Here is a 25,517-nt window from a genome sequence, read left to right on the forward strand (position 1 = left end):
GCCCTGAGCGGTCGTGTTCGGGCGGGGACAACCGAGGGCGGGGTGGCGTGGCGCAGGGAACGAACGGGCAGGTCGGCACCGATGTCCCGGGCGGGTTGCCGTCCATCGGCGGCGGCGGCTCCTCCACCGACGTCACGCCCGCCTGGACCGAGGACCTGCCCGGCTGGGTCGACACCCTCATCGCGCTGATCGTCTCGGGGCAGAGCTGGCCGGAGGCCAGCGAGAGCAAGCTGTGGGAGCTGGCGCGCGAGCACCAGGCCCTCGGCGCCGGGCTGTGCGCCTCCGCCGGGCCGGTCGCGGACGCGTGCGGCGTCATGCTCAGCGCCTGGAACGTGCCCGCGACGCCGTTCTTCGCGCAGGAGGCCAAGCGGCTGCTCGGCTCCCCCGACTCCGGCATTCCCGCGCTGGGCGCGCAGAACCTGACCTACGCCCTGCAGGCCGACCACTTCGCGAAGGAGACGCAGTACTCCAAGATCTCGATCAACGTCGCGTTCTGGGTGGCGGTCGCCGCGGCGTTCATCGCGCTGGTCGCCACGTTCTTCACCGCCGGCGCAGGCGCCCCGGTCATCGGGCCGATCGCCGCGTGGGCGCGCACGGCCATCGGCCAGATCCTGCAGCGGCTGGCGACGGCCGCGCGGACGACCTTCGGCGTCAACCTGGCCGTCCAGACGGGCGGACGCGCGGCCGGCGCGGGCCTCGCCCGTACGGCGCTCAGCGGTCACCTCGGCAGGGAGCTCATCGAGGAGATCGGTGAAGAGGTCTTCATCGACGCCTACACGCAGCGCGAGCAGATGGAGCGGGGCACGCGCACGAGCTGGGACTGGAGCAGGACGGCCGCCTCCGCCGTGGGAGCGGGCGGGGGCGCCTTCATCGGGATGCGGGCGGCGGCGCCGCTGGCCCGGCTCGGCGACAGGATTCCGCTGCTCAGGGCGCTCAACAACGCGGGCGGCACCGACCCGGGCTTCGCCAACGCCTTCGCCCGCTTCCCCGGCCGGGCCGTGCAGACGGGCCTCAACAACATGGTCGCCTCGCCCGGCGGCAGCGTCCTGGCCAACGGCCTGGTCTACGGTCAGTGGACGCTGCCCACGGCCGAGTCCCTGCTCGGCGCCGCGATGGGCGGCGCCGGCCGCACCAACACGATCAGCCCGTTCAACCCCGACGTCCTGGCCGCCGTGACCCACCCCCTTGCCACCCTCGACGCCGCCACCGCCACCGCCACGGCCGCCGACGCCGCCCGCACGACCGCCTCAGACCCCACCACCACCACCGCCGGAACCAGCGGAACCCCGACGCCCACTGCCGCCCCCGGAACCGGCACGACCGGCACGACCGGCACGACCGGCACGACGGGTGCGACCACCGGAGCCCCTCCGGACCCCAACGCCATGAACGCCGCCACCACCGGCATCCCCCCGACCGGCGGCACGGGAACCGGCGGCACGGGAACCACTGGCACCGGAACCGGCACGCCGCCCCCGGCCGCGAACACCGCGCCGACCACCGGGAACGGCCCCGGCACTTCGGGCGCCGCCCCGTCAGCCCCCCAGGGCACAACGTCGTCCCCGACTCCCGGCGGCACGCCGATGCCCCCCTCCGCCTCCCCGGCGGCAACCGGTACGGCCGTCCCCGCCCCACCCACCGCCTCCCCCGGAACCGGCACCGCCGTCCCCCCGCCACCCGCCGCTCCGCCCGCAACGACAGGTACGGCCGTCCCCGCACCACCCACCGGCTCGCCAGCGGCAACCGGCACCGCTCCCCCCGCGACAACGGGGACCGTCGGCTCGGCGGCCGCTGGGGCCTCGGCGCCGGGGCCCGTCGGACAGATGGCGGGATCGTCGGCGACGTCGGCTTCTCCGCAGGCGGCGTCAGCGTCCTCCGGCGCGACCGCTCCCGCACCCGCGGGGGGCTCGCCGTCCTCCGGCACGCCCGCGGCCCCGGCCGTCCCCGCCGCCGGTGCGCCCGGGGTCGCGACACCGCCGTCCGGCGCGGCCACGCCGCCGCAAGGCACGTCCCCCGCCCCGCAAGGCACGTCCCCCGCCCCGCCCGGCACGTCCCCCGCCCCGCCCGGCACGTCCCCCGCCCCGCCCGGCGCGTCCCCCGCCCCGCCCGGCGCGTCCCCCGCCCCGCCCGGCGCGTCCCCCGACCCCGCGGGCACCTCGGCCACCCCGGGTGCGGCGACGACGCCGCCGGGGACGGGCGGGCCCGCGCCGGGTGCGGGGTCAGCGGCGGGCATGGCCGCGTCCTCGGCGGGCAGCGTCCCGGCCCAGGGCGGGACCCCGGGCCCGGCTGTGGTCATTCCGCTCCAGGGCGGCGGCGCGGCGAGTGTGTCCTCTCCGGCCGCGCCGGGCGGCCCGCGGCCCTCCGGCCGGGGCGGAACGGCACCGAACGCGCCGAACGCACCCGCGACGTCGCCCGGGCCTGGACTGCCGAGCGTCCAGGCGCCGTCCGGGGCGAACGTGCCGGTGCCGCCGGGGGGTGCCGTCGCGGAGGAGGCGCGGATCGCCCGGCTCGTCGACGCCGTGCTGAGTGAGACGCTGCCGGTGGTGTCGCCGGGCGCGCTGCCCCTGGAGGACGGGACCGTGCGGGTGACAGGGACGGGCCGGGCGGTCACCCGGGTTCCGGCCGACGTCGTCGCCCGTACGAGGAACCGTCTGCGGGTGCGAGCCGCCGACGGGGCGACCGAGCATCGGCTGCGTGTCGAGGCGGCGGCCTGGCTCGGGGCCGCCGTCGCGAGGGCGTCGTACCGGCCGCCGATGGAAGGCTCGCTCAACGCGCTCGCCCTGCTCCCCCAGGGGCTCCCGGGCACCGTGGACATCATCGAAGCGGTGGCCCGCGAGGTCGTGGGTCACCGGTGGGACCGCTTGAACCCCTCCGAGCTGACCGAGGCCGGTTCCCACCTGGTGCGGCAGGTCAACGGCCGCCCTCCCGGCCCGGCGAACGACCTCGACGCCCTGCTGGTCGAGCCCCTGGAGCGGGCCCATCAGGCGATCGCCGAAGCGGTGGAGGCCCTGGCGTCCGGCCGGCCGCCGTCCGCGCCCGCCCGGGGCTCTGCTCCGGCGCCCTCGCCCCCTGCCCCTGCTTCATCTTCGTCCGCCTCTGCCCCTGGGAAATCCGCCGGCGGTGGCGCGCCTTCGCGGTCGGGAGGGCCGAAGCGAGGGCCGGTGCGGCGGTTCCTGGCGGCGATGGATCCGCTGGCGCGCGGGGCCGACGCCTTCGACGCGTACGTGGAAGCCCGGTTCGCCGAGTACCGGCACCTCGCGAGCCGGTGGACGGACGCCGCCCCCGCCCTGCGGCCCGCCGTCAGGGCCGACATGGAGCGGCTGAGCGACGACCTCCTCGCGCACGGCCAGACCCCGCCGGTCCCGCCCTGGGCCACCGACCGCCTCCACACGTCCACCCCGCCGACGACCGCCCCCGCAACGCCCCCGGCACCCGGCACCGGCCCCGCGACCCCCGCCGGCCCCGGCACCTCGACCTCGGCGTCCACCCCGCCCGCGACCGCCCCCGCAGCGTCCTCCCCCGGCGCGACCGCCCCGGCCTCCCCAGCACCCGGCACCACCCCCACCGGACCCGGCACCGCCACCTCGGGATCCGCCTCGTCCGGCACCGCCGCCCCGGGGTCCTCGGTCTCCGGGGCCTCGGCGTCCCCCTCCGGCGCCGGCTCGTCGGCGGCCGGCGTCGCGCAAGGGGAAAGCGCCGGGAGCACGGGTGCGTCGGTCGTGGGCGAGCTGTCTGAGCGGGTGGCTCGGATGGGCGAGGCGCTGGGCAAGGCCCGCGACGAGCTGCGCAAGCTGGAGAAGGCGAACGCGGCCAAGAGGACCGAAGCCCTGGGACGCGCCGACGTGGAGCTCGGGAAGGCGGTCAGGGCGGCCGCCGCCGAGGACGCGGGCAAGGGGGAGCGCGAGCGGAAGCATCGCGCCGAGAGGAAGGCCGCGCAGGTCGACGCCGCGCGGTCCGGCAGGATCGCCGCGGCTCACGCCACGGCGGCCGACCGCGTGGAGGACCTGGCCGGCCTGTACGCCGAGCTGGCCCGCGCGCTCGCGCCGGCGGCCCAGACGCACGGCGCCGCCGCGGCTCCGGACCTGGCGGAGGCGGCCCGGCTCGTCGCGCGGGCCGAGGCCGCGCTCACGGCCTACCGCGAGGCCGTGGCCGCCTCACGCCCGCCCAGGGCCGTGCTGGCGGCGGGCGTGCCCGCCGGGCGGCTGCCGCACCTCACCCGGCTGACCCGCGAGGTCAACGCCCTGCTCGCGGACAACGGCATAGACCACCGGTTCACGGCGGAGGACCTGCTCTGGGAGCTGAAGTCCGAGTACCGGCGGCTGGCGTCGCAGGACGGCGCGGTGCTGCGCGTGGGGAACGGCAAGGCCGGGGAGCTGCGCATCCGCCTGCGGCTGGGCGAGCCCGTCGAGGTCGCCGCGCCCGGCAGGCGGTCGTCGCAGACGATGGCGGGCTGGCTCCCGCAGGGCGGGAGCTGGGTGGCGGCCACCGCCGCCCGCTTCCTCGGCATGTCGCTCAGCGTGGACGCCACGGCGCTCGCGCGGCTGGTGCCCGAGGCGTCCCCCGGCGTGTGGGGGCAGCTGAAGGAGCTGGCGAAGTACGTGGTGCTCCGCGGCCGCTACACCCGCGGCCGTGCCACGGTGACGTCGGGCGGCGCCGCCAACTACGTCCTGCCGGGCCAGGTGGCCGACAACCGGGGCGAGGCGTCGTTGTTCCTCCTGCGCGCCTCCTACGAGGTGGACCTCCGCCTCGCTTCCGGCGGCACCCCCCGCGGCACACCGGAGCAGGCATCGATCACCGTCGCTCCCCAGACGAACTCGAACACCCCCGCGCAAGGCACACCGGGGAGCGTCACCGCGGGGGGCGGGCGGCGGGGGAAGGCTGCGGAGTGGACGCCGGTGCGGCACGTGCGGGAGGGGGAAGGCCGCGACACGGCCGCACTAGAGCTGTGGCTGTCCCACGCGCACCTGGAGCACGAGCCGGAGCGGACGATCCGGCTCGCGCCCGGGGAGACCGGCAAGAAGCGGTTCCCCCGGTACGTGGCGCTGTACATGACGGGGCTGCAGGATCTGGCGGACGACACGGCGACCGCGCCCGGTCACGTGCCGATCGGGGCACGGGCGCGCGAGCACATCCGCACCGTGCTCACCGAGGAGCTGCCGGGCCACCTGAACGAGGCGGTCGACCGCGCGAACGGGTTCCAGCGGCCCATCCACGACGGCGGGCGCCCGGTCGGGTTCCTGCGGGTGCGCACCAAGGTGGTGTCCGACCCCGAACCCGTGAACAGGCCCAGCGCCAAGCAGCACCAGGAGTGGCTCGGCGTCGTCTTCTCCGGCGCGTCGGGCGCGGCGTCGTCCAGCCGATCGTCCGGGCTGGGCGTCACCGCCGGTTTCACGGACGGCTCCGCCGACCCGCCGGGAACCCACGGGCCCGGCTCGCTGAAGGCGAGGATCACCGCGGCCCTGCAACGCGGCCGGTCGCTGACGGACGGCCTCAGCTCAGGCGGCATGGCGATCAACCCGCTGCTGCGCCGGTGGATGGGCCGCAGCAACACCCACGCGGTGACCCTGGAGCACGAGGTCACCTTCCACGTTTTCGGCGAGCGCACCCCCCGCCCGGCCGTCACCCGCCCCAGCCAGACGCTGCTGCAGACCCCCGAGACGGACGCCGCCCGCTACGGCTGGCGGGTCGACGCCGAGGCCGTGGCCAGGGACGACGCCGGCGCGGAGCTGCGGCGCGCGGACGGCTCCCTCAGGCTCCAGGACGATCCTTCACCCGCCCCGCCGCCGGGCCGCAAGGCCGAGCTGCCGGAATGGATGGGCAGCGGCGACGGCAGGGTGCGCGGCGCGGGGCCCGCGACGATCGACCTGGACGACGCGGAGGTCGAGCTCAGGCTGGCCGAGGTCATGGCGAGCCTGCGCAAGCTCGGCATGCTGCCCTCGCTGAACGCCGACGGCATGCCGTGGTTCCCGCTGGACCCGCACGTGCGGGACGCGCAGCTCGCCAACCAGAGCGAGATCGAGGAGCAGTTCTCGCTCAACGGGCATCGCAGCCGGGTCGACCAGACGAGCCAGGACGGCGAGTTCCTCCGCCTCGTCCGGGTTCGCGACGGGGGCGTCCTGGAGAACGTGACGATGCGCGTCCGGCTGCGGCCGGTCGACCGGGGGATCTACGCCGGGATGAGCACCGCCGAGCCGTTCGGCGCGCTGAACATCGGGTCCAGCACCTCGGCGCGGTCACGGAGCCGGTCGGTGAGCCGGGGCCTGGGGGTGACCCTCGGAGCCGGGCGCGACCTGCTCGCCGCGTTCTTCGGACTGACCGGCGGGGAGGCGACGGCACGGGGTGGGTGGGGCCGCAGCGCGAGCTGGGCCGTCGGGAACACGCTCAACGCCGTGACGCTCATCGAGAGCACCCGGCCGACAGCGATCTTCGACCGGGGCTACCTGCTGGAGGCGGACCTCGTCCACCCGGACGGCCGGGTCGAGTCGCTCCTGACCCCCGAGACCGCCGCGCGGGTCATACCGGGCAGCGTGAACGTGCCCACCGACCTGCTCGACCCGGCGGACGGCCGTCCGCCGTCGGCCCCGCACCCCACCTCGATCGAGATGATGCGCCGCTCGACCCTGCTGCACATGGACGCGGGCGAGATGATGGAGGCCGTCACCAGCGTGCTGCCCCGCGGGGCGGTGCCCGGTTCGCCTGCCTTCCACCACCTCGCCGCCTTCAGCGGCGTCCGGAGCCTCATCGCCGACATCGGCTGGCTGTACGCCGACTACCGCACCGACGTCGCCATACGCCCGAAGGGAGCCCGGCCGACCCGCGCGTCGGTGGCGATCGGCGCCACGCTGGGCAAGTCGGAGTTCCTCGGCGTCACCGACCTGGTGATCGGCGAGATCATGCTGGCCCTGGGCAGCAGCGCGAGCACGTTCGGCGCCAACCGGTCGGGCGGCGTGGACGCCTCCGCCGGCGCCGGAGTCCACCCGAACGCCGACCCCGCCGGGAAGGCGGGGGCCGGCCTCTCCGGCTCGGGGAACGCCGGCTCCTCCCGCACGCAGATGTCGATCGCGGGCCGCGAGCAGCTCACCATCGAGACCGGCAAGCAGTACCTGTACCGGATGCGGGCGGACTTCCTGGTCACCGGAACCGAGAACGGCGACTCACCCGGCAGGACGCGGGCGCTGCCCGGCGGCACCGTCGTGTACGCGCTGCCCGAGCGGGACGCCCTGCTGCTGTACGGGCGGGGCGAGATGCCGCTCCCGCTCGACCAGGTGGCCGACGCGGTCGAACGCCACCTGCGGGGGGACCTGCGGCTCGACCCCGCCATGGCCATGCGGTTGATCCGCCGCTACGTCGGCGAGCGCCGGGCCGCCCTCAGCTCCGGGCTCCCGGTGAGCCCGCTGGCGCGCAAGCACACCGCCGAAGAGCTGCTCAACGCCCTCACCCCCGCCCTATCCCCGTCCGCCCCGAGCACGACGGGCACCACCCCCACCGGGCCCCCGACCGGCGCCCCCTCCTCCTCGCCCTCTTCGGCCACCTCGGCTTCACCCGCCTCCCCGGCCGTCCCGAACGTCCCCGCCGCCGGGCCCCCGACCGGCGCCCACCCCTCCTCCGCCGCCTCGCCCTCTTCGGCCACCCCGGCTTCACCCGCCTCCCCGGCCGTCCCGAACGTGCCCGCCGCTGGGAGCGTGGCCTTCGCCGACGAGCTGAGCCGGGTGCTGGATCCCCGGCGCGACCAGAAGAGGCTGGAGGTCAGCATGCCCGAGCACTTCCGCCGGGCGATGGGGGTGACCACGTTCGAGTCGGTGGACCTGCTCGCCGCCGACGGGCGGCCCGTCCAGCTGTTCGACGCCGTGATGGGCGCCATCGGCAGGGTCGCGCCCCGGGCGACGGCCGCCGACCCGGTGCTGTGGCGGGCCATGTTCGGCGACCTGGTCGGCGAGAACTGGTGGGGAAAGATCGACAACCTGCTGGAGCCGCACGGCTTCGAGTGGGAGCTCCCGGTGCGCGCGAGTTCCGGGCGCACCGAGCTGGTCCGGGTGACCGTGCGGACCGAGATGGACCGCGGGCCCGCGCTCCTGGAGGGCAAGAACGACGAGGTCGGCCACATCACCCAGGTCTACGCCTACCGGGAGGGCAACCGGGCGGGCTCCGCGGGCTGGTCGTTCGGGGGCAACGTCAACGGCGGCACCGGCGCGGCGGACCAGGCGGCCCAGGGCGGCGCCGCGACCGGCCGCGACCACACCCGCTCGGCGCACAACGGCGAGCAGACCACCGTGCTGCAACGGGCCGCCTCCTTCGACGGCGCCGACCGCGTGGGGCACGCGATCACCGTGACCGTCACGGCCGAGCGGGTGCCGCTTCCGCCCTACCGCCCCGGCGGCCGGGTCGCCGGCGCCGTGCGGGCCGCCGGGCACGCCACCGCGCGCGGCGTCCGCACCCTGGCCGGCCCGGCCCTGGTCGCCGTGGGCGGGCGCGCCGCCTCCCCCTCACGCGCCGAGGTCCCGCTCGGCGGCTGGGCCGTCCGGCTGGTGCCGGACGGGTTGACGATGGCGGCCGCGCGGGCGAGGCCTGTGCCCTACGCGCTGCCCGACCCGCGCCAGGTGACGCTCCCGGACCTGTACTACACCGAGACCACCGAGGCCGAGCACCTGGTCGACGCCGTGCGCGCCCGGCTGGCCGAGAGGGATCTGCTCGGCCCGGCCGGCGTCCGGGAGCACTGGACGCACGTGGCGCACGAGCTGTCCGCCACCGCGCGGACCGCCAACCTGAGGTGGATGGCCGACCCCGAGGGCCACCGGATGCTGCGGATTCCCGTGCCCGGCAAGGTCAACGAGGTGGTGGACGTCTGGATACGCGCGCGGCTGTCGCAGCCCCGACTCGTCGTCGGGGCCCGCGAGGACGTCGAACTCGGCATGGTGGCCCGTAAGCTGCGCGCCTACGGCGTGGCGACCGAACGCGGCCACCTGCTCCCGCTGAGCGGCGACGCGGGCCTCGGCCAGGACGTCAGCGGCACGGGGCAGGGCGTCTCCTTCGGCGAGCAGGCCTCCGGGCGGGTGTCCGGCAGCGGGGGCAACCGCAACGAGACCAGCTCGTTCGTGAAGGGGCGGGTCGTCACGACGGAGTTCCGGGTCGACTACGACGTCGCCTTCGAACGGCGCACCATCCGCCGCGACGAGAGCGAACGCCCCGGCGCCCGGGTCGAGCTGCGCCGCCCCGTCCCCGGCAGCGCGTACCTGATGATGTTCGAGCACGACCACGCGGCGATGCTGACCCGCCTGGAGACCGACGTCGCCGCGGGCCGCGGCTGGCCCGTCGCCGAGGAGCACCTCACCCCCGACGGCCGCCCGGCCGTCACCGCGGCACCGGCCGCCGGTTCCGGCGCCGCATCGGGCGCCGGCCCGGCCGTCCCCGCGGCGAGCGTTCCGCCAGGCCCTTCGCCGGGCCGCGCGGCCAGACCGCTCCCGTGGAGACGCGGCGGGCGCGGCGCGGCGTTGCGCCTGGACGACGTGGTCGCGGCGGCCGAGGGCAGGCCCGACTACGGCACCGACGCCTACCGGGCCGTCGCCGAGGAGCTGCGGCTTCGCGTCCCGGGGATCGGGACCTCCGGGGCGCCGGTCGTGCTGGAGACGGAGGCCGGCGGCGTCCGGTTGCCGGTCTCGCTCACCTGGGCGCGGCTGCTCGCGCGCGAGCTGGGCGCCGAGGTGCACCTCCGGGTGGACGAGCCGGGCGGGCCGAGCCGCGGCTACCTGGCCGGCCCGACCGGCGACCTGGCGAGCGACGTCCCGGACGGCGGGTTCGCCGCGGCGTTCGCCACGCTCCCGCCGGACCTGTGGATGGCGGCGGTCACCAACGACGTCGACCTGCGCACCCTGGTGACGCCGTCGCCGGAGCCGGGTGGCTTCGCCGACCGAGTGCGGTCGGGCCTGCGGGAGCTCGGGGTGCCGCTGACCACGCCGTGGCAGCCCCCCTTCCCCACCACGCTGTGGGGCCCGGGCCCGGAGCAGAGCGCCGGCTCCACGCTGGGGAGCATGGGCGTCAACGCGCCGGCGGACCCCGGGTCGGGGTTCGTCAAGGACCGCCCTGCGGGGTCCGCGCCGCTGGACGACGCCGAGCTGCGCGCCGCGTGGGGCGAGGTCCGGGCGTCGGACTTCGGCGCGGGCTTCCTCGGCTCGGCGTGGACGGCGGGCGATCCGCGGCTCGTCGTGGACGTCACGTCGGTCCCGTCCCAGCACTTCCGTCCCGTCGTGGAGCCGGTGGGGGGCGACGCGCTGGCGCGGACCGAGCTGCGCTCGGGGACGGCCGACGACCCGCACGTCATGAGGCTGGACCCGCGAATCCCGGCCGGCCAGGTGGCGCGGGCGATGGTCCACGAGGTGGGCCACACGACGCGGCACCTGGTCGCCGCGGCGCACGGGTCCGCGCAGGGGCTGATCCGTCCCCCCGTCCCCGGCGCCGCCGCCCCGGCGCAGGACTTCTGCGTGCAGGCGCGTGCGGACGAGCACCGGCACCTGTCCCGCAGGTGGTCCGAGGCCGCGCCCACCCAGCGGCCCGCGCTGGAACGCCAGATCGAGGGGGTGGCGCGCTACATCGAGGCACACGGCCAGGCGCCGCCCGCGCCCCCCTGGTCGGGCGGTCCCCCGGCCGCGCCGCCCGGGCGTGGCATCGGCGGCCTGCTGAACTTCGACGCCTCGACGGCCTGGGCCCGGCCCGGGGAGTCGCGGGACGACTACTGGGGCCGCATGCGGCGCCTCACCAACTCGACGGGCTGGATCCCTCCCGAGGACGACGACTGCTCCTGCCCGCAGGACGGGCCGTGCGTCTGCGGCAGGCGCCCGGTGCGCCCGCCCGCCGGCCCGGCCCCGTCGGCGCCGTCCCCGGGCACCGGCCCGGCCGCGCGACCGGCGAGCCCGGGCAAGCCCGGCGGCGTCCAGACCGCCCAGGTGGCGGCCCCGCCCGCCGGTGAGCGGCCGGGTGAGGGAGCGTGACGGCGCTCCCGGTGGCGCGGACGCGGGACGAGGCGCACCTGTACCTCGACCTGCACCCGTGCCCGCGATGCGGGTCGACCGGCACCGTCTGGCAGGACGCGCTGGTCAGCGTGGACGGCGCGCTGGCCTCCCGGTACACCGGCACGTGCGGGGACTGCGGCGAGGCGCGCGGCCACCTGTTCGGCCTGCCCGAGCGGGAGGTCGTCTCCCCCGAGTTCCCGGCGTTCGGCGGCCCGGAGCCGTCCCAGCTCCTGGACGCCGGTGAGTGGCTGTGGGTGGCCGACCTGACCGCCGGAAACGTCCCCACCGGCGACCCGGCCGCGGCGCGGCGGGCCCTCGCGATCGCGGTCGCCGCCGTCGGGGAGGTGGTGAAGTTCATCCCGCCCGGCGCGGAGGAGGTCCCCGCGACCGCCTTCTGGTCCGAGCGCGGCACCCGGCTGCGCGACTCCGAGCCGGGCCGCTTCCAGGTCGACCGCCTGCTGGTCGTCCGCGACGCCTACCGCCGCCTGGCTGACCGGTGGTGAGCCGGCGGATCGATAGGGTCGTGCCGGGGAGCGCCCGCCCGGTGTCCCACGCGACCCGCCCGGGGAGCGTTGGCGGGCGCGGCGCGGGAGGGGGGTCGCCGTGGCGGTGCTGATGGGGAGAACCCTCGTCGAGGCCTACCTGTACATCGAGCTCAACGCGGTCGCGCTCCGCGCGGCGGGCGACGCCGAGGGGCCCGGCGAGAGCGCGGGCGACTACGACGCGCACACGACCCTGACCGAGGGCCCCGAGGTGTGGCGGGTGCGGTTCGACGGCCGCGGGCTGGGCCTCGACCTGAGGATCGACGTCTTCGTCCCGTACCGCAGCGAGTTCGACGCCAGGCGCGACCACCTGCGTTTCGGCGAGGGCGCGTCCACGCTGATCGACGCCGGCCAGTGGAGCGTGCTCAGCGCCGGCTACGCCCGCCGGGCCCTGCGCGACGACCTGGCCTACTCCGAGAACCCGGTGGACCCCGACCTCTTCAAGAGCGTCGTCCTCGGCTGGGAGTCCGCCCGCGACGCCACGCTGGAGAGCGCCAAGTTCATCCCGGCCGGAGCCGACGAGGTCCCCGAAACGGCCTTCTGGACCGACATCGGCAAGGCGGCCCGCCGCGACCACCCCGACCGCTTCACCCGGACGGCCCTGGAGGCCGACGCGGCCCTCTACCAGGAGACCCTCGACGACTTCGTCCTCACCCACACCACCGGCCGCCCCGCGCCACCGGCCTAGGAGGGCTTCACGGAGCGGACGCCGTGGGTGAGGAGCTTGGAGAGCCAGGTCTGCCAGTCGGTGGGGACGGGGTTCTCGCCCGGGTTCTGCTGCAGGTTGACGACGATGCTGTAGACGGACGAGCCGGACATCCGGCTGAGGAAGTCGCCCCAGCGGGAGTCGCGGGGGGCGTACCCCGAGCACCTTGCTCAGGTCCCACGTGGCGTCGAAGGCCGCGTTGGCGGCGGTGGCCTGGGCGAACTGGATGGCGTTGGTCTCGGCCGACAGCACGTCGTGGCCCTTCAGGTCGCTGCGCACGCCCGAGGCGGCGTAGATGCCGAACTGGAGGGTCTGCTGGATGCCCGCGTAGGTGAGGCTGTCGAGCGTGTAGTAGAAGCAGTTGTGGACGATCTTCTGCACGCTGATGCGGAAGATCTTGAGCTGCGACTGCGCCAGCTTGGTGAAGAACCGCTGCACGATCTGCTTCTGGACCATGGACGACACGCCCGCGGTGGTCCAGCCGTACATCGAGGTGAACAGCATGTTGGCCCACGCCTGGATCGCCAGCACGATCAGCACGTGCCTGATCGTCTCCACGCACCCGGCGTAGGCCCGGCACGCCTCGGCGATCCTGCGGCAGTAGGCGGCGACGTCCGCCGGGTAGCCGGCGAGACCGTCCTCCAGGGCGCCCGGCCCCGGGCCGGACGGCATGCCCTGCCACATCCTGCGGAACTCCTCCACCCCGGGGCCCGTGTTCCTCAGCCACACCCGCGCCGCCGCGGCGTCCGCCGCCACCAGCCCGGCCTCGATCTTGGCGGCCAGCTCGTCCCAGATGACGGCCGCCTGGCGCAGCCGGTCGGGGTCGCCCTCGGGCCACTGGACGCCGAGCATCGCGGTGGCGAACGCGCCGTGGGTGACCGCGCCCACGGCGAAGGTGGTGGCGACCGGCCGGGTGTCGGCCAGTCGTCTGAAGGCCTGGAAGGGAGCGGGGCTCACGCGACCTTCGCCTTGGTGGTGGGGACGGCGAGATCCCCCTCGTGGACGGTGTGGGCCAGGGCGCCGATGGTGGCCCACTCGGCCATCCGCACGTTGGCGCCCATGAGCGCCAGGTTGTCGCCGACCCGCGTGTACACGGTCGCGACGGTCTCGGCGTGCCGCACGACCTCGGCCGACGCGTCGCGGTACCCCTTGCGGCCCTCGGCGCCGCCGTAGAACAGGATCCCGTTCTCGTCGCCGCCCCAGAAGTCGCCCAGGGCCGCGAGCGCCGCCTGTGCGTCCTTCAGCGCGGCGGCCAGGCCGTCGCGCTCGTGGTGGAAGTCCTCCTCGCGCGCCGCGAGGTCGGCCGGGCTGACCTCCGTGACGGGGCCGGGAACGGCGGCGGCTCCGGTGTTGACATCATGCGGACGTGCCACACCGACTCCTCGGGTCAGGACGAACGGTCAGCCCGAGCCTAGAAACGTCTGGTTACACGGGATTTAACGAGGAGTTTCGTCGCCGTACACCAGGCACCGCCCTCATCACCGCCCCCGGCCGGCAACGCGGCGGGCGCCGGGCCCCGAAGGTCGGCGCCCGCGGTCAGGTGAAGCGGCGGAAAGTGATGGGCTCGCGGCCGGCCACCGGGCCGATCTTGACGACGTCGCCGCTGTGCGGGGCGTGGATCATCTTGCCGTCGCCGATGTAGATGCCGCAGTGGCTGGCGGGGTCGCCGAAGAAGACGATGTCGCCGGGCTGGGGCGGGCCCGTGATCGGCTGGCCGCTTCGCTGGTAGCCGGCGGCGGTGTTGTCGCCGATCTTGATACCGGCCTCGTTGAGGCTGGCGTTGACCAGGCCGCTGCAGTCGAACGCCAGCGGGCCGTCCGCGCCGAAGACGTACGGTCTGCCCAGCTTGCGCTGCGCGGCGGCCACGATGTCGCTCCCCGTGCCGTTGCCCGGGATGTACGGGATCGCCTGCCCGCCGCCGCCGCCGTACCCGCCGCCGGATCCGCCCGAGCCGCCGCCGCCGGACGGCGAGTACGCCCCGCCGTCGGTGACGGCGCCCGCCGGGCCGCCGCCGTTCGCGCCGGCCAGCGTCGTGGTGCGCAGCTCCTGCTCCGGCACCGGGACCCACTGGGTGGTGTGGCCGGGGCCGGGCACGAACGGCTGGTCGCCGGCCGCCGGGATGTCGGCGAACGTCGGGGTGATCGCCTTGATCTCCTTGTCGATGTCGGCGCCGACCGTCGCCAGCCGCTCCTCCGCCGCGTCCACGTGCCCCCGGGCCAGCGTCACGGCGTGTTGGACCTGCTTGACGATCTCCGGCCTGAGTTGGTCCTCGGTCGCCTCGGGGTTGTCGCGCCGGTACGCCGCCACCCGGTTCAGCAGGTCGCCGCAGACGGCGTCGATGTTCCTGTGCGCGGACTCGACCGTCCCGGCGGCGGCGTCCATGTGGCCGGCGCAGGTGGTCAGGGCGTCGCGCAGCCCCTCACCAGCCCGCCCGAACCGGCGCATGTAGGAGGTGAAGGCGTCGGCCGAGTCGCCGCGCCACGCCACGTCCACCTTGACGGCCGCCTCCCCCAGCGCGTTGACCGGCGCCACGGTGTCGGTCGCCGCCTGGCGCCAGCGGGACGCCAGCGCGCGGATCGCCCCGGGGTCGCCCTTGGCCTTGTTCGCGAGCGCCACCAGCTCTGACCCGCCGTCCAGCGCCGCGACCGCCCCCATGTCGGTCATACGGCCGGCAGTCCCGCCTCGGTGCCGTGCTCGGCGCGTCTGACGTTGCGCTCGATCACGTCCAGTGCCCGCTCCACGCCGTCGAGGCGGTTCTTCGCGAGGCCGAAGTCCTGGTCGGCGTGCTGCTCGAGCCGGCCGGCGGCGGCCGACAGGCCGCCCGCGGCGGTGTAGCCCCCGAAGATGGACGCCCCCGCGGGAGCCTTCCCGGGGAACCGGTCGCCGATCGAGGCGAGCTTGCCCGCCTGCGTGTTCACCGTCTCGCGCAGCGTGGCGAGCGCCTTGCGGTTCAGCTCGATTCCTGCCATCGGGCCGGCTCCCTCCGCCGTCGCCGAGAATCCACGTGCTCGGACATTCCCGCCCCCGTGCCGGCCGTCCGGGCTCGCGCCCGCGGCCATGTCCTCTGTAACCCCCCGGCCAGACTCCCAATCCCGATCATATCCGGACGATCACCGCACCTGCCGGGAAACAACGCCGTCCATGGGCCGCCGGACACGGGGGACGTCTCGGTCACTCCGCGCCCTGCGGCGCGGCCGGGGGCAGGAACGCCGTCTGGATCAGGCGGGAGCCGTACCTGCGGTCGACGTAGTAGCCGCGGCCCGGCGGCAGCGCGTGCGGCCGGACGCCGAACAGCACACCCTCGTCCCGGTCGCCCGAGAGGATCACCGCCGGGCTGGCCATGTCCTTCAGCCGCTGCATCACCGGGTCGAACATCGCCCGCCCGGCCCCGCCCATCGCGCGGGAGAGCACCAGGTGCAGGCCGATGTCGCGCGCCTGGGGCAGCAGGTCGAGCAGCGGCGCCAGCGGGTTGTTCCCGGTGGCCACCAGGTCGTAGTCGTCGACGACGAAGTACAGGTCGGCGCCCTTCCACCAGGTGCGCGAGCGGAGCTGGTCGGGCGTGAGGTCGGCGGGCGGCAGCCGTTTGACCAGCGCCTCGCGCGCCTCGGCCACCATCTCGGCGGCCGAGGTGCTGGAAGCGGCGTAGCCGATGCGGTGCTCGGTGTAGGCGGCGTCCAGGAGCGCCCGGCGGTAGTCGATGACGATCAGCCGCGCCTGCGCGGGCGCGTGCCGCGCGACGACCCCCTCGGCGACCAGGCGCAGCAGGTTGGACTTCCCGCTCTCGGTGTCGCCGATGACGGTGAGGTGCGGGTCGGTCTCGAAGTCCACCTGCACCGGGGACAGCGTCGCCTCGTCGATGCCGATCGGGATGCGCGCCCCGGTCAGCTCCGGCCCTGGCAGGGCTTCCAGCGCGAGCATCGCCGGCAGCAGCCGCACGCGCGGCGCGGGCTCGCCGCGCCACGCCTCCCGGACGCCGTCCACGAGCGCCCGGACGCCGACCGAGAGGTCGTCGGCCAGCCGGACCCCGTCGACGCGCGGCAGCGCGCTGAGGAAGTGGAAGCCGTCGCGGGTGAGGCCGCGCCCCGGCACTCCCTCGGGGACGGCCAGGGCGGTCTTGCGGTTGACCTCCGACTCGTAGGCGTCGCCCAGGCGCAGCTCCAGCCGCGACCCGAACAGGTCGCGGATCCCGGGCCGGAACTCCGACCACTTGTTGGTGGCGGCCACCACGTGGATGCCGTACCCGAGGCCGCGCGCCGCCAGGTCGGTGATGGTCGGCTCCAGCGAGTCGAACTCCTGCCGCACGGTGAGCCAGCCGTCGACGACCAGGAACACGTCGCCGAACCGGTTGCCGGTGATCGTCCCGTCGGCGACCTGGCGCCGGTAGGTGGCGAAGGAGTCGATGCCGAGCTGGGTGAACTCGCGCTCGCGCTCGTGCATCAGGGCGGTCACCTCGGCCACGGTGCGGCGCACGCGGTCGCCGTCGAGCCGGCTGGCCACCCCGCCGACGTGCGGCAGCCCCTCCAGCGAGGACAGCGTGCCGCCGCCGAAGTCGAGGCAGTAGAACTGCACCTCGCGGGGCGTGTGGGTGAGCGCCATGCCGGCGATCAGCGTGCGCAGCAGCGTGCTCTTGCCGCTCTGCGGGGACCCCACGATCGCCAGGTGCCCGGCCGCGCCCGACAGGTCGACGCCGAGCGGGTCGCGCCGCTGCTCGAAGGGGCGGTCGACGATGCCGAGCACCGCGCGCAGCTTGCCGCGCCCGGCCCACCCGGCGGTGGTCAGGCCGTACTCGGGCGTGATGCTCAGCGGCGGCAGCAGGTGGCTGAGCGTGAGCGGATCGGCCAGGGGCGGCAGCCAGATGCGGTGCGCCGGCGGCCCGTGGCCGGTGAACTGGCGCACCATGACGTCCAGCAGGCTGTCCCTGCTCGCCACCGCGGGCTCCGGCTCCGGCTCGGGCACGACCACCGGGGCGGGCGGCGGGATGTAGGCGGGGCCGTACACCACCACCTGCCGCCGCTCGGACGGCGCGCGCCGCTCCTGGCGCGCCTCGGGGGCGTACGGCCCGGAGACGTACGCCGCCTTGAACCGCGTCATGCCGCTGGTGTCGAACTTCAGGTAGCCGTTGCCCGGCGCCGAGGGCAGCTCGTAGGCGTCGGCGACCCCCAGCACGACGCGGCTCTCCATCGCCGAGAACGTCCGCAGGCTGATGCGGTACGACAGGTGCGTGTCCAGGCCGCGCAGCCGGCCCTCCTCCAGGCGCTGGGAGGCCAGCAGCAGGTGGACGCCGAGCGAGCGGCCCAGCCTGCCGATCATCACGAACAGGTCGACGAACTCGGGCTTGGCCGACAGCAGCTCGCTGAACTCGTCGAGCACCACGAACAGCGTGGGCAGCGCCCGCAGGTCGGCGCCCTGCTCCCTGGCCCGCTCGTAGTCGCGCAGCGAGGCGTAGTTGCCCGCCGCGCGCAGCAGCTCCTGGCGGCGCACCATCTCGCCGTGCAGGGCGTCGTACATGCGGTCGACCAGGGGGAGCTCGTCCTCCAGGTTGGTGATGACCGCCGAGACGTGCGGCAGCGTGTCCAGGCCGAGGAAGGTCGCGCCGCCCTTGAAGTCGACCAGCACGAAGTTGAGGATCTCCGAGGAGTGCGTGGTGGCGAGCCCGAGCACCAGCGTGCGCAGCAGCTCGCTCTTGCCCGACCCCGTGGCGCCGATGATCAGCCCGTGCGGGCCCATGCCGCCCTGGGCCGACTCCTTGATGTCCAGCTCCACCATGCGGCCGTCGCCGCCGAGCCCGATCGGCACCCGAAGCCGGTTTCGGGGGGCCCGGGAGCGCCACAGCCCGCGGACGTCCATGTGCCGGGGGTCGGCGATGCCGAGCAGGTCGGTGAGCGTCATGTTGGCCGCGAACACGTCCTGGCTGTCGCCGCTCTTGGCGGGGGAGGCGCGCAGCGGCGCGAGCTGGCGCGCGAGGCCGTCGGCCTGGAGGTAGGACATCCGGTCGGGGCGCCCGAGGCCGGTGACGATCTCCTTGCCCGCGTGGTCGAGCTGGACGCGGTTGAACCGGTCGGCCAGCACCTCCAGCCGCAGCGTGACGCCCTCCTCGACCAGCGACGTCGAGCCGCTGAGGTCGACGACGGTCACGCCCTGGATGGCGTCGGCGCCGAGCGGGGAGTCCTGCGGGACGTACCCGCCGTCGACGATCACCAGGTGGTAGGGCAGGGACTCGGCCGACGGGCCGGGCCGGAAACGGCCGCGGTCCTTCAGCTCGCCGCCGAGCAGCCGGTCGAGGTCGCGCAGGTCGTCGGCCATGAGCCGCACCGGGCCCGCGGCGTCGGTCTCCTCCGGGTGCAGCGCGTGCGGCAGCCACTTGACCCAGTCCCACTGGGCCATCCACTCCTTGCCGGCGCACACGGCCACGCGCATGTCCTCGGGTGAGTGGAACACCGCGAGCTGCCCGACCAGCGCCCGCACCAGGTCGCGGACGGCCGTGGGGTCGCCGGTGGGAACGATGCGGGCGAAGGAGTGCAGCGCCATGGCGATCGGCAGGTCGTCCACGGTGGAGTGCGCGCGGACGAACCGGCGCAGCGCGCCGGCCGCCATCGCGTCCAGGTCCTCCACCGGCTTGGAGTCCGGCGGGATGAGCTGCACGGCCAGGCGCTGGGTGCCGGTGCCCACCCGGACGGTCGCGAAGTCGCCGTCGCGGGGCCGCCGCTCCCACAGGCGCGGGCCCATGACGACCGACCACAGGGAGCCGGGGTCGGGCCCGTTCCACTGCAGGGCCTCACGCTGGCGGCGCGCCGCCTTGCGGACCTTCCTGCGGGTCTGGGACAGGTAGCGGAAGTAGTCGCGGCGCAGGCCGTTGAGCCGCATCTTTCGCTCGCCGGCGGCGCGGCCGAGCTGGCTGAGGCTCATGCCGACCATCGACAGCGCGAACATGCCGCTGGCCACGTACATGATGGGGCTGCCGCCGCCACCGCCGGTGAACATCAGGGCCATCGCGGCCCCGCCGGCCGCCATCGGCATGAAGGTGAGCACCTGCGTGAAGCCCGCGGAGGTCGTCTCGGGGATCTCCGGGGGCGACTCCAGCAGGATCTCGCCGCGCGGCGGCGCGGGGGGTGGCCGGCGCTCGGGGCGCCGGACGACGACAATGCCCACGTCGCTCCATCGTCAGGGCAGCCCGTCCCGCCGAACCCCGGAGCCGGCTCCGGGGGACGTCGTGCCGGCCTGCCGAACGTACCGGCCCGTCCACGGGAGCGGGTCGATGATCTGGCGGGTCGAGTCTCCCAGAAAGGGCTCCTCATGTCGCGAACATGAAATGTCTACACTCGTCCTAATCTGGTCCCGCTACGGTATCCGCGTGACCTCAAAGGAGCCGGCGTGACGCTCAACCCGACGGCCAGGCCCCCGCTCGGCCCGGGAGGCCCCAACGGCGCGGGCGGGCCGGGGGCCGCCGTGGAGCCGAACGGGTCGCCCGTCGCCGTGCTGCGCACGCCGGGTTCCGCCGTCGCGCTGAGCCGCGTCACCATCGTGACCCCGCGCAAGCGCATCGACCTCGCGGTGCCCTCCGACCTGCCGCTCGCGCACGTACTGCCCAACCTGCTGACCGCCGCGGGCGAGAGCGGCGACGACGCCGCGCACGCCACCACCGGATGGGTGCTGCAACGCGTGGGCGGCCCGCCTCTCGACCTGGACGCCAGCATGAACGGCCTGGCGGTGCGCGACGGCGAGGTGCTGTACCTGCTGCCGCGCCCCTCCGAGCTGCCCGAGGCCGTCTTCGACGACGTCGCCGACACCATCGCCACCGGCATCAAGGAGCGCTCGGGCCGGTGGAGCCCGTCGCACACCCGGACGGCGGGCCTGAGCGTCGCGATGGCGTTCCTGCTCTGCGGTGCGCTGGCCCTGACCGTGGCCGGGCCGCCCTGGCGGCTGACGAGCATCGTGGCCGGCGTCATGGCCCTGCTGCTCGTCGGCGCGGGCGCCGCGCTGTCCCGCGCGCTCGGCGACGCGGGCGCCGGGGCGGCGATCGGCTACGCCGCCCTGCCGTACGCGTTCCTGGCCGGCCTGTTCGCGCCCGCCAGGAACGTGGGCATGCTGTGGGTCGGTTCGCCCAGCCTGCTCGCCGCGTTCGCGATGAGCGCGCTGGCCGCCACCGTCGCGGGCTGGGCCGTCGCCGAGGGCCTGCCGTACTACTTCGGCGTCATGCTCGCCTGCCTGTTCGGCGCGGCCGGGGCGGCCGTCACGATGGTGTGGGACACGCCCTCGGCGGGTGTGGCGGCGCTGGCCGTCTCCATCGTTCTGGCCTGCACTCCGCTGGTGCCCACGCTCTCCTTCCGGCTCGCGCGGCTGCCGCTGCCGTCCGCGCCGCAGAACGCCGAGGAGCTGCGCAGCGACCAGCAGGTCCTGGACGGGCCGGACGTCAAGAAGCGCGCCGTGGAGGCCGAGCGGTTCGCCACCGGCCTGGTCGCCGGGGTCGCGCTGGTGGCCGTCGCGGCCGAGGTGCTGCTGCTCGGCGCCCCCGGGTGGGTCGCGCGGGTCATGCAGATCGTGCTCGCGCTGGCCCTGATGATCCGCGCCCGGGTGTTCCTCGGCGTGGGCCAGCGACTGTGGCTGCTCGGAGCCGGCGCGGGCGGCCTCGCCCTCTTCCTGCTCGCGGTGGGCATGTCCAGCCCCACCGCCGCCCTCCTGATGACCCTGACCCTGCTGGGCCTCGCGGCCGTCGCCGCCGGCATGGGCCTGTTCCTCCCCCAGAACCGCCCCACCCCCTTCTGGGGCCGCGCGGGCGACGTCGTGGAGTTCCTCCTCATCCTCGCCCTCTTCCCCCTGGCCCTAGGCGTCCTGGAGGTCTACGCCTGGATCCGCGGCCTAGCCGGCTGACCCCGGGCCAGGGCCGGGGTCGGTCATGGTGCGGGTGACGTCCTCCAGCCACTGGTGGGCGGCGTCGCCGTCGAGTGGGGGGAGGTCGTGGCCCATGGCGTCGCGGAGCAGGTCCTCGCCGGCGCGCGCGGCGGCGAGCTGCGCCGCGCGTACGGCTTCGGTGACGGCCTCGGAGACGGCCCGGCTGTCGAGGCGCATGGCGCGCGGGTCGATCGTCACCGTCTGTACGCGGCCACCGCTGTCCACGACCGCGCTCACCAGACCGCCGGCCGCCTCCCCCTCGCCCGTGACCTCCCGCAGCTCGCCGAGCACGCCGCCGAGGCGCCGCACCGCCTCCCTGCTCTGCTCGGCGACGCGGTCGAAGTCCTCCAGGCGGAAGTCGTCGGGGTCGAACACTAGGGCCGCTCCTGTCGTCGTGATCCCTGTGGCCGTCGGCTCGTCGTGATCCCTGTGGCGTCGGCGCACGCTCAGGAGCCGTAGGGCTCCGGCAGTTCCTTGCGGGGCTCGCGCCATTCGAAACCCGCCGACGGCGGCAGGCCGCCGCCCGGGGCGGGAGGCTGGAACGGCGGGAGGCCGCCGGGGTCGATCGCCGCCTTGGTGAAGTCGACCTTCGCGTCCCGCGTCGGCCGCAGGTTGTACATCTGCACGTACGCCTTGCCGGCGAAGTACACCGACATCCCGCCGGCCACCGCCGAGACGACCTTGGCGAGCATGCCGGTGGCGCCGGCGATGACGCTGTTGGCCACGAAGCCGAGCATCTGCAGGCGGGCGTACCCCGCCGCCGCGTACGGCGTCGTCAGCATGGCGGCCGCGACCGCCACCCCGGCGAGCAGGGCCGCGGCGACCCGGGCCAGGGCCAGCCAGTACGCGCGGTAGGCGTCGCCCAGCTCGTCCACGATGCCCGCAGTGGTCTTCACGTAGTTGCGCAGCGTCTCCAGGGCCTCCTGGTACCGCTCGACGGCGTCCATGAAGGCGTCGTGGTCGGCGGCGATCCAGCCGTCCTTGCCCTTCTCGCCGAGGTTGCGGACGAAGCTCTTGTTGGCCGTGTCCAGGCGGGCGTGGATGGAGTCCCAGTTGTTGTAGGCGTCGGCCATCCCGGGGACGTTGGCGACCGCGGTGCCCGCCATCGCGATCCCCACGGTCAGCGGGCGCGACAGCAGGGCCGCCTTGCGAAGGTCGTCGAGGACCGACGCGGCGCTGCCGCCCGCCATCCTCAGGGAAGGCCCGTACGGCCCAGCCGGCATGGTGGAGACTCCTGTCGGTGGTGAGTGCGTGGGGTGCGGACGTGACGGCGGGCGCTCAGGCGTAGACGACGGCCGAGGCGTCCTCGGCCGCCCGCCAGTTGGCGCGCGCCGTCTCCAGGCTGACGGTCCAGCCCTCCAGCACCGTCACCGCCTCGGAGAACTTCTCGCGCACGTCGTCCTGCACGTCGCGGTAGCGAAGGCCGATCACCAGCTCGCCCAGCACGCCCCAGCCGGGGAACCCGACGGTGGTGGTGTCCACCAGGGCGCGCCACTCCTTGACGGCCGGGATGACGTCCGCGTCGATCTCGTCGATGATGCTCTGGATCGCCGCCGACGTGACATACCTCGCCTGAACCATGCCGCCTCCGTGTCAGATGTCGCCGCCTGATGTCTTACCAGCCCTTCCGAACCGATCGAGCGGTGTGCCGTATTTGTTCATCCCGACCTACACGACCGGAAACTTGGAGGATGATCACTGTTCATGGTCCGCGCGAGGCCCCGCGACGGCTGTAGGGTTCCTCGATGGCGGCGTCCCGGCGGCGACGGAGGTTGAGAAACACGTGACCGAGTTCGGCGACTTCGCGAACATCGATGTCGACAAGCTGCTGACCGGAGCACAGCAGCAGTTCGCCCGCATGGAGGAGCTCCAGTCGCGCATGGGCGAGCTGGTGGGCCGGGCGCAGGACAAGGACAGGCTCGTCACGGTCGAGTACGCGGGGGACGGCCTGCGTGAGCTCGAGATCAACCCCCGGGCGATGCGCATGGCGTCCGCCGACCTCGCCGACCTGATCAAGACGGTCACCCAGGACGCCACCCGCGACCTCCAGGGCAAGACGAACGAGCTGATGGAGGAGATCTTCGGCAAGGACGACAACCCGATGAAGCTCCTCAACGACCCCGAGGCGGCGATGGCCGGCGCCCGCGAGGCCGAGGCCACCTACAACCGCGTGCTCGACGACGTCATGGGCGAGCTCGACCGCATCCGCCGCCGCCTCGACCTCTGAGGCCACCGGGCCACCGGCTACGCGGGGCCGGGCGCCCGCGCGGCGTGCCCCACGGCATCAGCCGCCGCCGCTCGGGGTGGGGGGACAGGTAGTCGTGCACGCGCCCGGCGTAGCCGGGCAGGTGGGTGGGGTCCATCTGGGTGGCCTCGGCCAGCGCCGAGAGGTCGGTCGGCTCCTCCCAGGCCGAAACAGAGGGTTCCTTCGTGGGCGAGCCGCTGGCGGCCCCTGGCCGGGGCCAGGGCGCTCGCGTCAGCGCACAGTCCCGTGCGACGGCGAGGTCGCAACCAGCCGGTGGAGCGGCACGCTAGCCAGATGGCTCCGTGATGTCTGACACGTGGAAAACCGACGCGTTCGGATCGGAGGCCGACCGGGCGGGTACGCGGCGGTGTGCGTCGGCGAGCAGGGTGTGCATGGCGCCGCGGAAGATCTCCGCCTGTAGCGGGCCGATGAAGGCGGTGTGCCCGAACACCTCCAGGACCACGAGGCCGTGCAGGTGTCCCCAGGCGCTGACGAACAGGGCGGCGGCCTGCGGCGGAAGCCCGCCGACCGCTTCCGGCGGGAGTCGCTCGAAATGTTCGCGCAGCGCGGGGCTCAGTGGCGGTACGTCCACGCGGGCCAGTTGCTCGCGGGTGAACGTGCCGAACAGCGCTTCGAGCAGGAGGGCCGCCAGCCTGCGGGGGCCGGCGATCGTACGGCCGTCGGCGGGTGCCTCGTAGTGCAGCAGTGGTGTCCCGTAGATGAGCTGGAACCGGGCGGGGTTGTCGAGGCCCCAGCTCCGGAAGGCTTCCGCGCCGGCGATGAACCTCGGCGGGTCGTCCTGCCGCGGCGTGGTCTCGAGGGCCGACTGCACGGCGTCGGCGAGGTCGTGGTACGCCTCGGCGATCAGCGCCGTGACCAGCTCGTCGCGGCTGGGGAAGTAGTGGTAGAGCGCCTGCACCGTCATCCCGAGGCCGCGGGCGACCGATCGCAGGGACAGGCCCGCGGGGCCGTGCAGCGCGATCTGTTCCTGCGCCGCGTCGAGGATCTCGCGGGTGGCGGCGGCCCGCCGGCGCAGGCGGAGCGGTGTCGGGCCGACATCGGGCGGGGTGGGGGCGTCCGTCATGCCGACACCGTACTGACTGTCTGACACTGTTAGGTAAATCTGGCACTGCCAAATCCGAGCCCACGTCGTTAGCGTCGTGTCCCGGCCGCCACCGGCTTGTGTCGCGGCCCATGACCGAGCGCCGAGACCACTCGTCATCCAAGGAGAAAATCCGTGCTTCTCACTGTCATCAAATTCAACGTCCGCCCCGGGCAGGAAGCGGCGTGGCTGTCGCTGATCGACGACGTCACCCAGGCCACCCGGGCCGAGCCGGGCAACGTGCTGGTGGAGTGGTCCAAGAGCGTGACCGACCCGCAGCAGTACACGGTGGTCGAGGGTTACACCGACTCCGAGGCGATCGGCGTACATACGGACTCCGAGCACTTCAAAGCGGCGATGGCCGGCCTCCCGGACCTGATCGCCGGCACCCCTGAGATCATCAGCGGCCACGTAGAGCAGGACGGCTGGAGCCCGATGCCGGGTGCCGGCCCGCACCCGCAGTGAGCAAGCCCTCCTCTCACAACAGGAGTCGTCATGATCACCAAGCCGATGTCCGGCTCCGTCGCCGGCCGCCCGTCCGCCGTGGCGGATCGGATCGGGCGCACCCTGATGGCCGTCGACGCGGTCGCGACGCTCGTCGCGTTCGTGAACGGGATCCTCCTCATGAACAACGTAGCCGACGACCGCGTCATCACCGAGGCCTGGCGGACGCTGGCCTATGTCGTCTTCGCGGGAATCTGGGTGATACTCGCCGTCGCGCCGCGCAGGCAGTGGGGCCTGTGGGAGCTGCTGCTCTTCCACAAGGGCGCGATCACCGTCTACTGCTTCGTCATGTGGGACAAGCCCGACGCGGTGCAGACCGCGTTCATCGACCTCTTCGTCGTGGTGACGACCGCGGTGGCGTACGTGCTCTGCCGCGGCTGGACCAGTTGGCGGACCGCGGCCTCGGCCGGGTGAGGTGAGCCGAGCACATCGCCGGTGATGGCTCGCAGGACCTCGCCGCTATTCACCCTCTACCGCGCCCTCGCAGCCCACGACCGAACCCCGGCATCGACCAACCGAGCGATGC

General features: G+C 74.7%; 18 protein-coding genes. 9 read left to right on the forward strand and 9 right to left on the reverse strand.

Translation table 11 applies throughout. The features are described 5' to 3' along the window. The first annotated feature begins 47 nt into the window (after nt 1-47). From PYR91_RS06530 to PYR91_RS06540, 3 genes are all read left to right on the forward strand, one after another. Nucleotides 48-10,982 carry a hypothetical protein gene (locus PYR91_RS06530; protein WP_279778206.1) on the forward strand — a complete coding sequence of 3,645 codons (10,935 nt, stop codon included), beginning with the start codon at nt 48-50 and terminating at the stop codon, nt 10,980-10,982. Continuing rightward, the gene (locus tag PYR91_RS06535) at nt 10,979-11,506 is read left to right on the forward strand and encodes a hypothetical protein (protein WP_279778207.1); all 528 of its coding nucleotides are present in this window, start codon (nt 10,979-10,981) and stop codon (nt 11,504-11,506) included. Before PYR91_RS06530 ends, PYR91_RS06535 begins: the two co-directional genes overlap by 4 nt. A 100-nt stretch (nt 11,507-11,606) precedes the next feature. Next, nucleotides 11,607-12,233, forward strand: a complete 627-nt coding sequence (locus tag PYR91_RS06540) for a hypothetical protein (RefSeq protein WP_279778208.1) — start codon at nt 11,607-11,609, stop codon at nt 12,231-12,233. Here PYR91_RS06540 and PYR91_RS06545 read toward each other — a convergent pair. Beyond that, nucleotides 12,230-12,364 (reverse strand): hypothetical protein, encoded by a 135-nt coding sequence (locus tag PYR91_RS06545; protein WP_279778209.1) that lies wholly within the window; start codon nt 12,362-12,364, stop codon nt 12,230-12,232. The two genes, PYR91_RS06540 and PYR91_RS06545, sit on opposite strands and share 4 nt — an antisense overlap. Nucleotides 12,365-12,417: 53 nt before the next feature. Here PYR91_RS06545 and PYR91_RS06550 point away from each other — a divergent pair, with 53 nt between their 5' ends. Beyond that, nucleotides 12,418-12,546 (forward strand): hypothetical protein, encoded by a 129-nt coding sequence (locus PYR91_RS06550; protein WP_279778210.1) that lies wholly within the window; start codon nt 12,418-12,420, stop codon nt 12,544-12,546. Nucleotides 12,547-12,636: 90 nt separating this feature from the next. Beyond that, entirely contained in the window at nt 12,637-12,822 is a 186-nt protein-coding gene (locus PYR91_RS06555; RefSeq protein WP_279778211.1) for a hypothetical protein, read from the forward strand. A gap of 382 nt (nt 12,823-13,204) precedes the next feature. Here the strand turns inward: PYR91_RS06555 and PYR91_RS06560 are convergent, their stop codons facing one another. From PYR91_RS06560 to eccCa, 4 genes are all read right to left on the reverse strand, one after another. Then, nucleotides 13,205-13,624, reverse strand: a complete 420-nt coding sequence (locus PYR91_RS06560) for a hypothetical protein (RefSeq protein WP_279778212.1) — start codon at nt 13,622-13,624, stop codon at nt 13,205-13,207. 163 nt (nt 13,625-13,787) lie between these two features. Further along, nucleotides 13,788-14,915, reverse strand: a complete 1,128-nt coding sequence (locus tag PYR91_RS06565; protein ID WP_279778213.1) for an NlpC/P60 family protein — start codon at nt 14,913-14,915, stop codon at nt 13,788-13,790. Then, nucleotides 14,912-15,220, reverse strand: a complete 309-nt coding sequence (locus PYR91_RS06570) for a hypothetical protein (RefSeq protein ID WP_279778214.1) — start codon at nt 15,218-15,220, stop codon at nt 14,912-14,914. Before PYR91_RS06570 ends, PYR91_RS06565 begins: the two co-directional genes overlap by 4 nt. 202 nt (nt 15,221-15,422) lie before the next feature. Next, on the reverse strand, nt 15,423-19,400 hold the full coding sequence (gene eccCa, locus PYR91_RS06575) for a type VII secretion protein EccCa (protein WP_279778215.1): 3,978 nt from the start codon (nt 19,398-19,400) through the stop codon (nt 15,423-15,425). 222 nt (nt 19,401-19,622) lie between these two features. Here eccCa and eccD point away from each other — a divergent pair, with 222 nt between their 5' ends. Next, nucleotides 19,623-21,119: a type VII secretion integral membrane protein EccD gene (gene eccD, locus PYR91_RS06580; protein WP_279778216.1), complete on the forward strand. Its 1,497-nt coding sequence runs from the start codon at nt 19,623-19,625 to the stop codon at nt 21,117-21,119. Here the strand turns inward: eccD and PYR91_RS06585 are convergent. From PYR91_RS06585 to PYR91_RS06595, 3 genes are all read right to left on the reverse strand, one after another. Then, nucleotides 21,108-21,515: a YbaB/EbfC family nucleoid-associated protein gene (locus PYR91_RS06585; protein ID WP_279778217.1), complete on the reverse strand. Its 408-nt coding sequence runs from the start codon at nt 21,513-21,515 to the stop codon at nt 21,108-21,110. The genes eccD and PYR91_RS06585 overlap by 12 nt on opposite strands. A gap of 71 nt (nt 21,516-21,586) precedes the next feature. After that, nucleotides 21,587-22,363 (reverse strand): hypothetical protein, encoded by a 777-nt coding sequence (locus PYR91_RS06590; RefSeq protein WP_279778218.1) that lies wholly within the window; start codon nt 22,361-22,363, stop codon nt 21,587-21,589. 55 nt (nt 22,364-22,418) lie between these two features. After that, nucleotides 22,419-22,721 (reverse strand): hypothetical protein, encoded by a 303-nt coding sequence (locus PYR91_RS06595; RefSeq protein ID WP_279778219.1) that lies wholly within the window; start codon nt 22,719-22,721, stop codon nt 22,419-22,421. Between the two features lie 202 nt (nt 22,722-22,923). On the opposite strand from PYR91_RS06595, the gene PYR91_RS06600 reads away from it, so the two are divergent. Beyond that, nucleotides 22,924-23,367, forward strand: a complete 444-nt coding sequence (locus PYR91_RS06600; RefSeq protein WP_279778220.1) for a YbaB/EbfC family nucleoid-associated protein — start codon at nt 22,924-22,926, stop codon at nt 23,365-23,367. A 304-nt stretch (nt 23,368-23,671) separates the two neighbouring features. On the opposite strand, the gene PYR91_RS06605 is transcribed toward PYR91_RS06600, so the two are convergent. Next, nucleotides 23,672-24,469, reverse strand: a complete 798-nt coding sequence (locus tag PYR91_RS06605) for a TetR/AcrR family transcriptional regulator (RefSeq protein WP_279778221.1) — start codon at nt 24,467-24,469, stop codon at nt 23,672-23,674. Between the two features lie 153 nt (nt 24,470-24,622). Here PYR91_RS06605 and PYR91_RS06610 point away from each other — a divergent pair, with 153 nt between their 5' ends. Together PYR91_RS06610 and PYR91_RS06615 are read left to right on the forward strand one after the other, a co-directional pair. After that, the gene (locus tag PYR91_RS06610) at nt 24,623-24,952 is read left to right on the forward strand and encodes a putative quinol monooxygenase (protein ID WP_279778224.1); all 330 of its coding nucleotides are present in this window, start codon (nt 24,623-24,625) and stop codon (nt 24,950-24,952) included. Nucleotides 24,953-24,982: 30 nt separating this feature from the next. Continuing rightward, entirely contained in the window at nt 24,983-25,405 is a 423-nt protein-coding gene (locus PYR91_RS06615; protein ID WP_279778226.1) for a hypothetical protein, read from the forward strand. Nucleotides 25,406-25,517 lie beyond the last annotated feature (112 nt).

The organism is Sphaerisporangium sp. TRM90804, assembly GCF_029846175.1.
Classification (GTDB): Bacteria; Actinomycetota; Actinomycetes; order Streptosporangiales; family Streptosporangiaceae; genus Sphaerisporangium.

What these genes read in the sequence shown, in the direction of transcription:
- PYR91_RS06545 (WP_279778209.1), bottom strand. Translation starts at nt 12,364, where the DNA reads ATGTCCGGCTCGTCCGTCTACAGCATCGTCGTCAACCTGCAGCAGAAC.
- PYR91_RS06555 (WP_279778211.1), top strand. Translation starts at nt 12,637, where the DNA reads ATGCGGAAGATCTTGAGCTGCGACTGCGCCAGCTTGGTGAAGAACCGC.
- PYR91_RS06565 (WP_279778213.1), bottom strand. Translation starts at nt 14,915, where the DNA reads ATGACCGACATGGGGGCGGTCGCGGCGCTGGACGGCGGGTCAGAGCTG.
- PYR91_RS06570 (WP_279778214.1), bottom strand. Translation starts at nt 15,220, where the DNA reads ATGGCAGGAATCGAGCTGAACCGCAAGGCGCTCGCCACGCTGCGCGAG.
- PYR91_RS06590 (WP_279778218.1), bottom strand. Translation starts at nt 22,363, where the DNA reads ATGCCGGCTGGGCCGTACGGGCCTTCCCTGAGGATGGCGGGCGGCAGC.
- PYR91_RS06595 (WP_279778219.1), bottom strand. Translation starts at nt 22,721, where the DNA reads ATGGTTCAGGCGAGGTATGTCACGTCGGCGGCGATCCAGAGCATCATC.
- PYR91_RS06605 (WP_279778221.1), bottom strand. Translation starts at nt 24,469, where the DNA reads ATGACGGACGCCCCCACCCCGCCCGATGTCGGCCCGACACCGCTCCGC.
- PYR91_RS06615 (WP_279778226.1), top strand. Translation starts at nt 24,983, where the DNA reads ATGATCACCAAGCCGATGTCCGGCTCCGTCGCCGGCCGCCCGTCCGCC.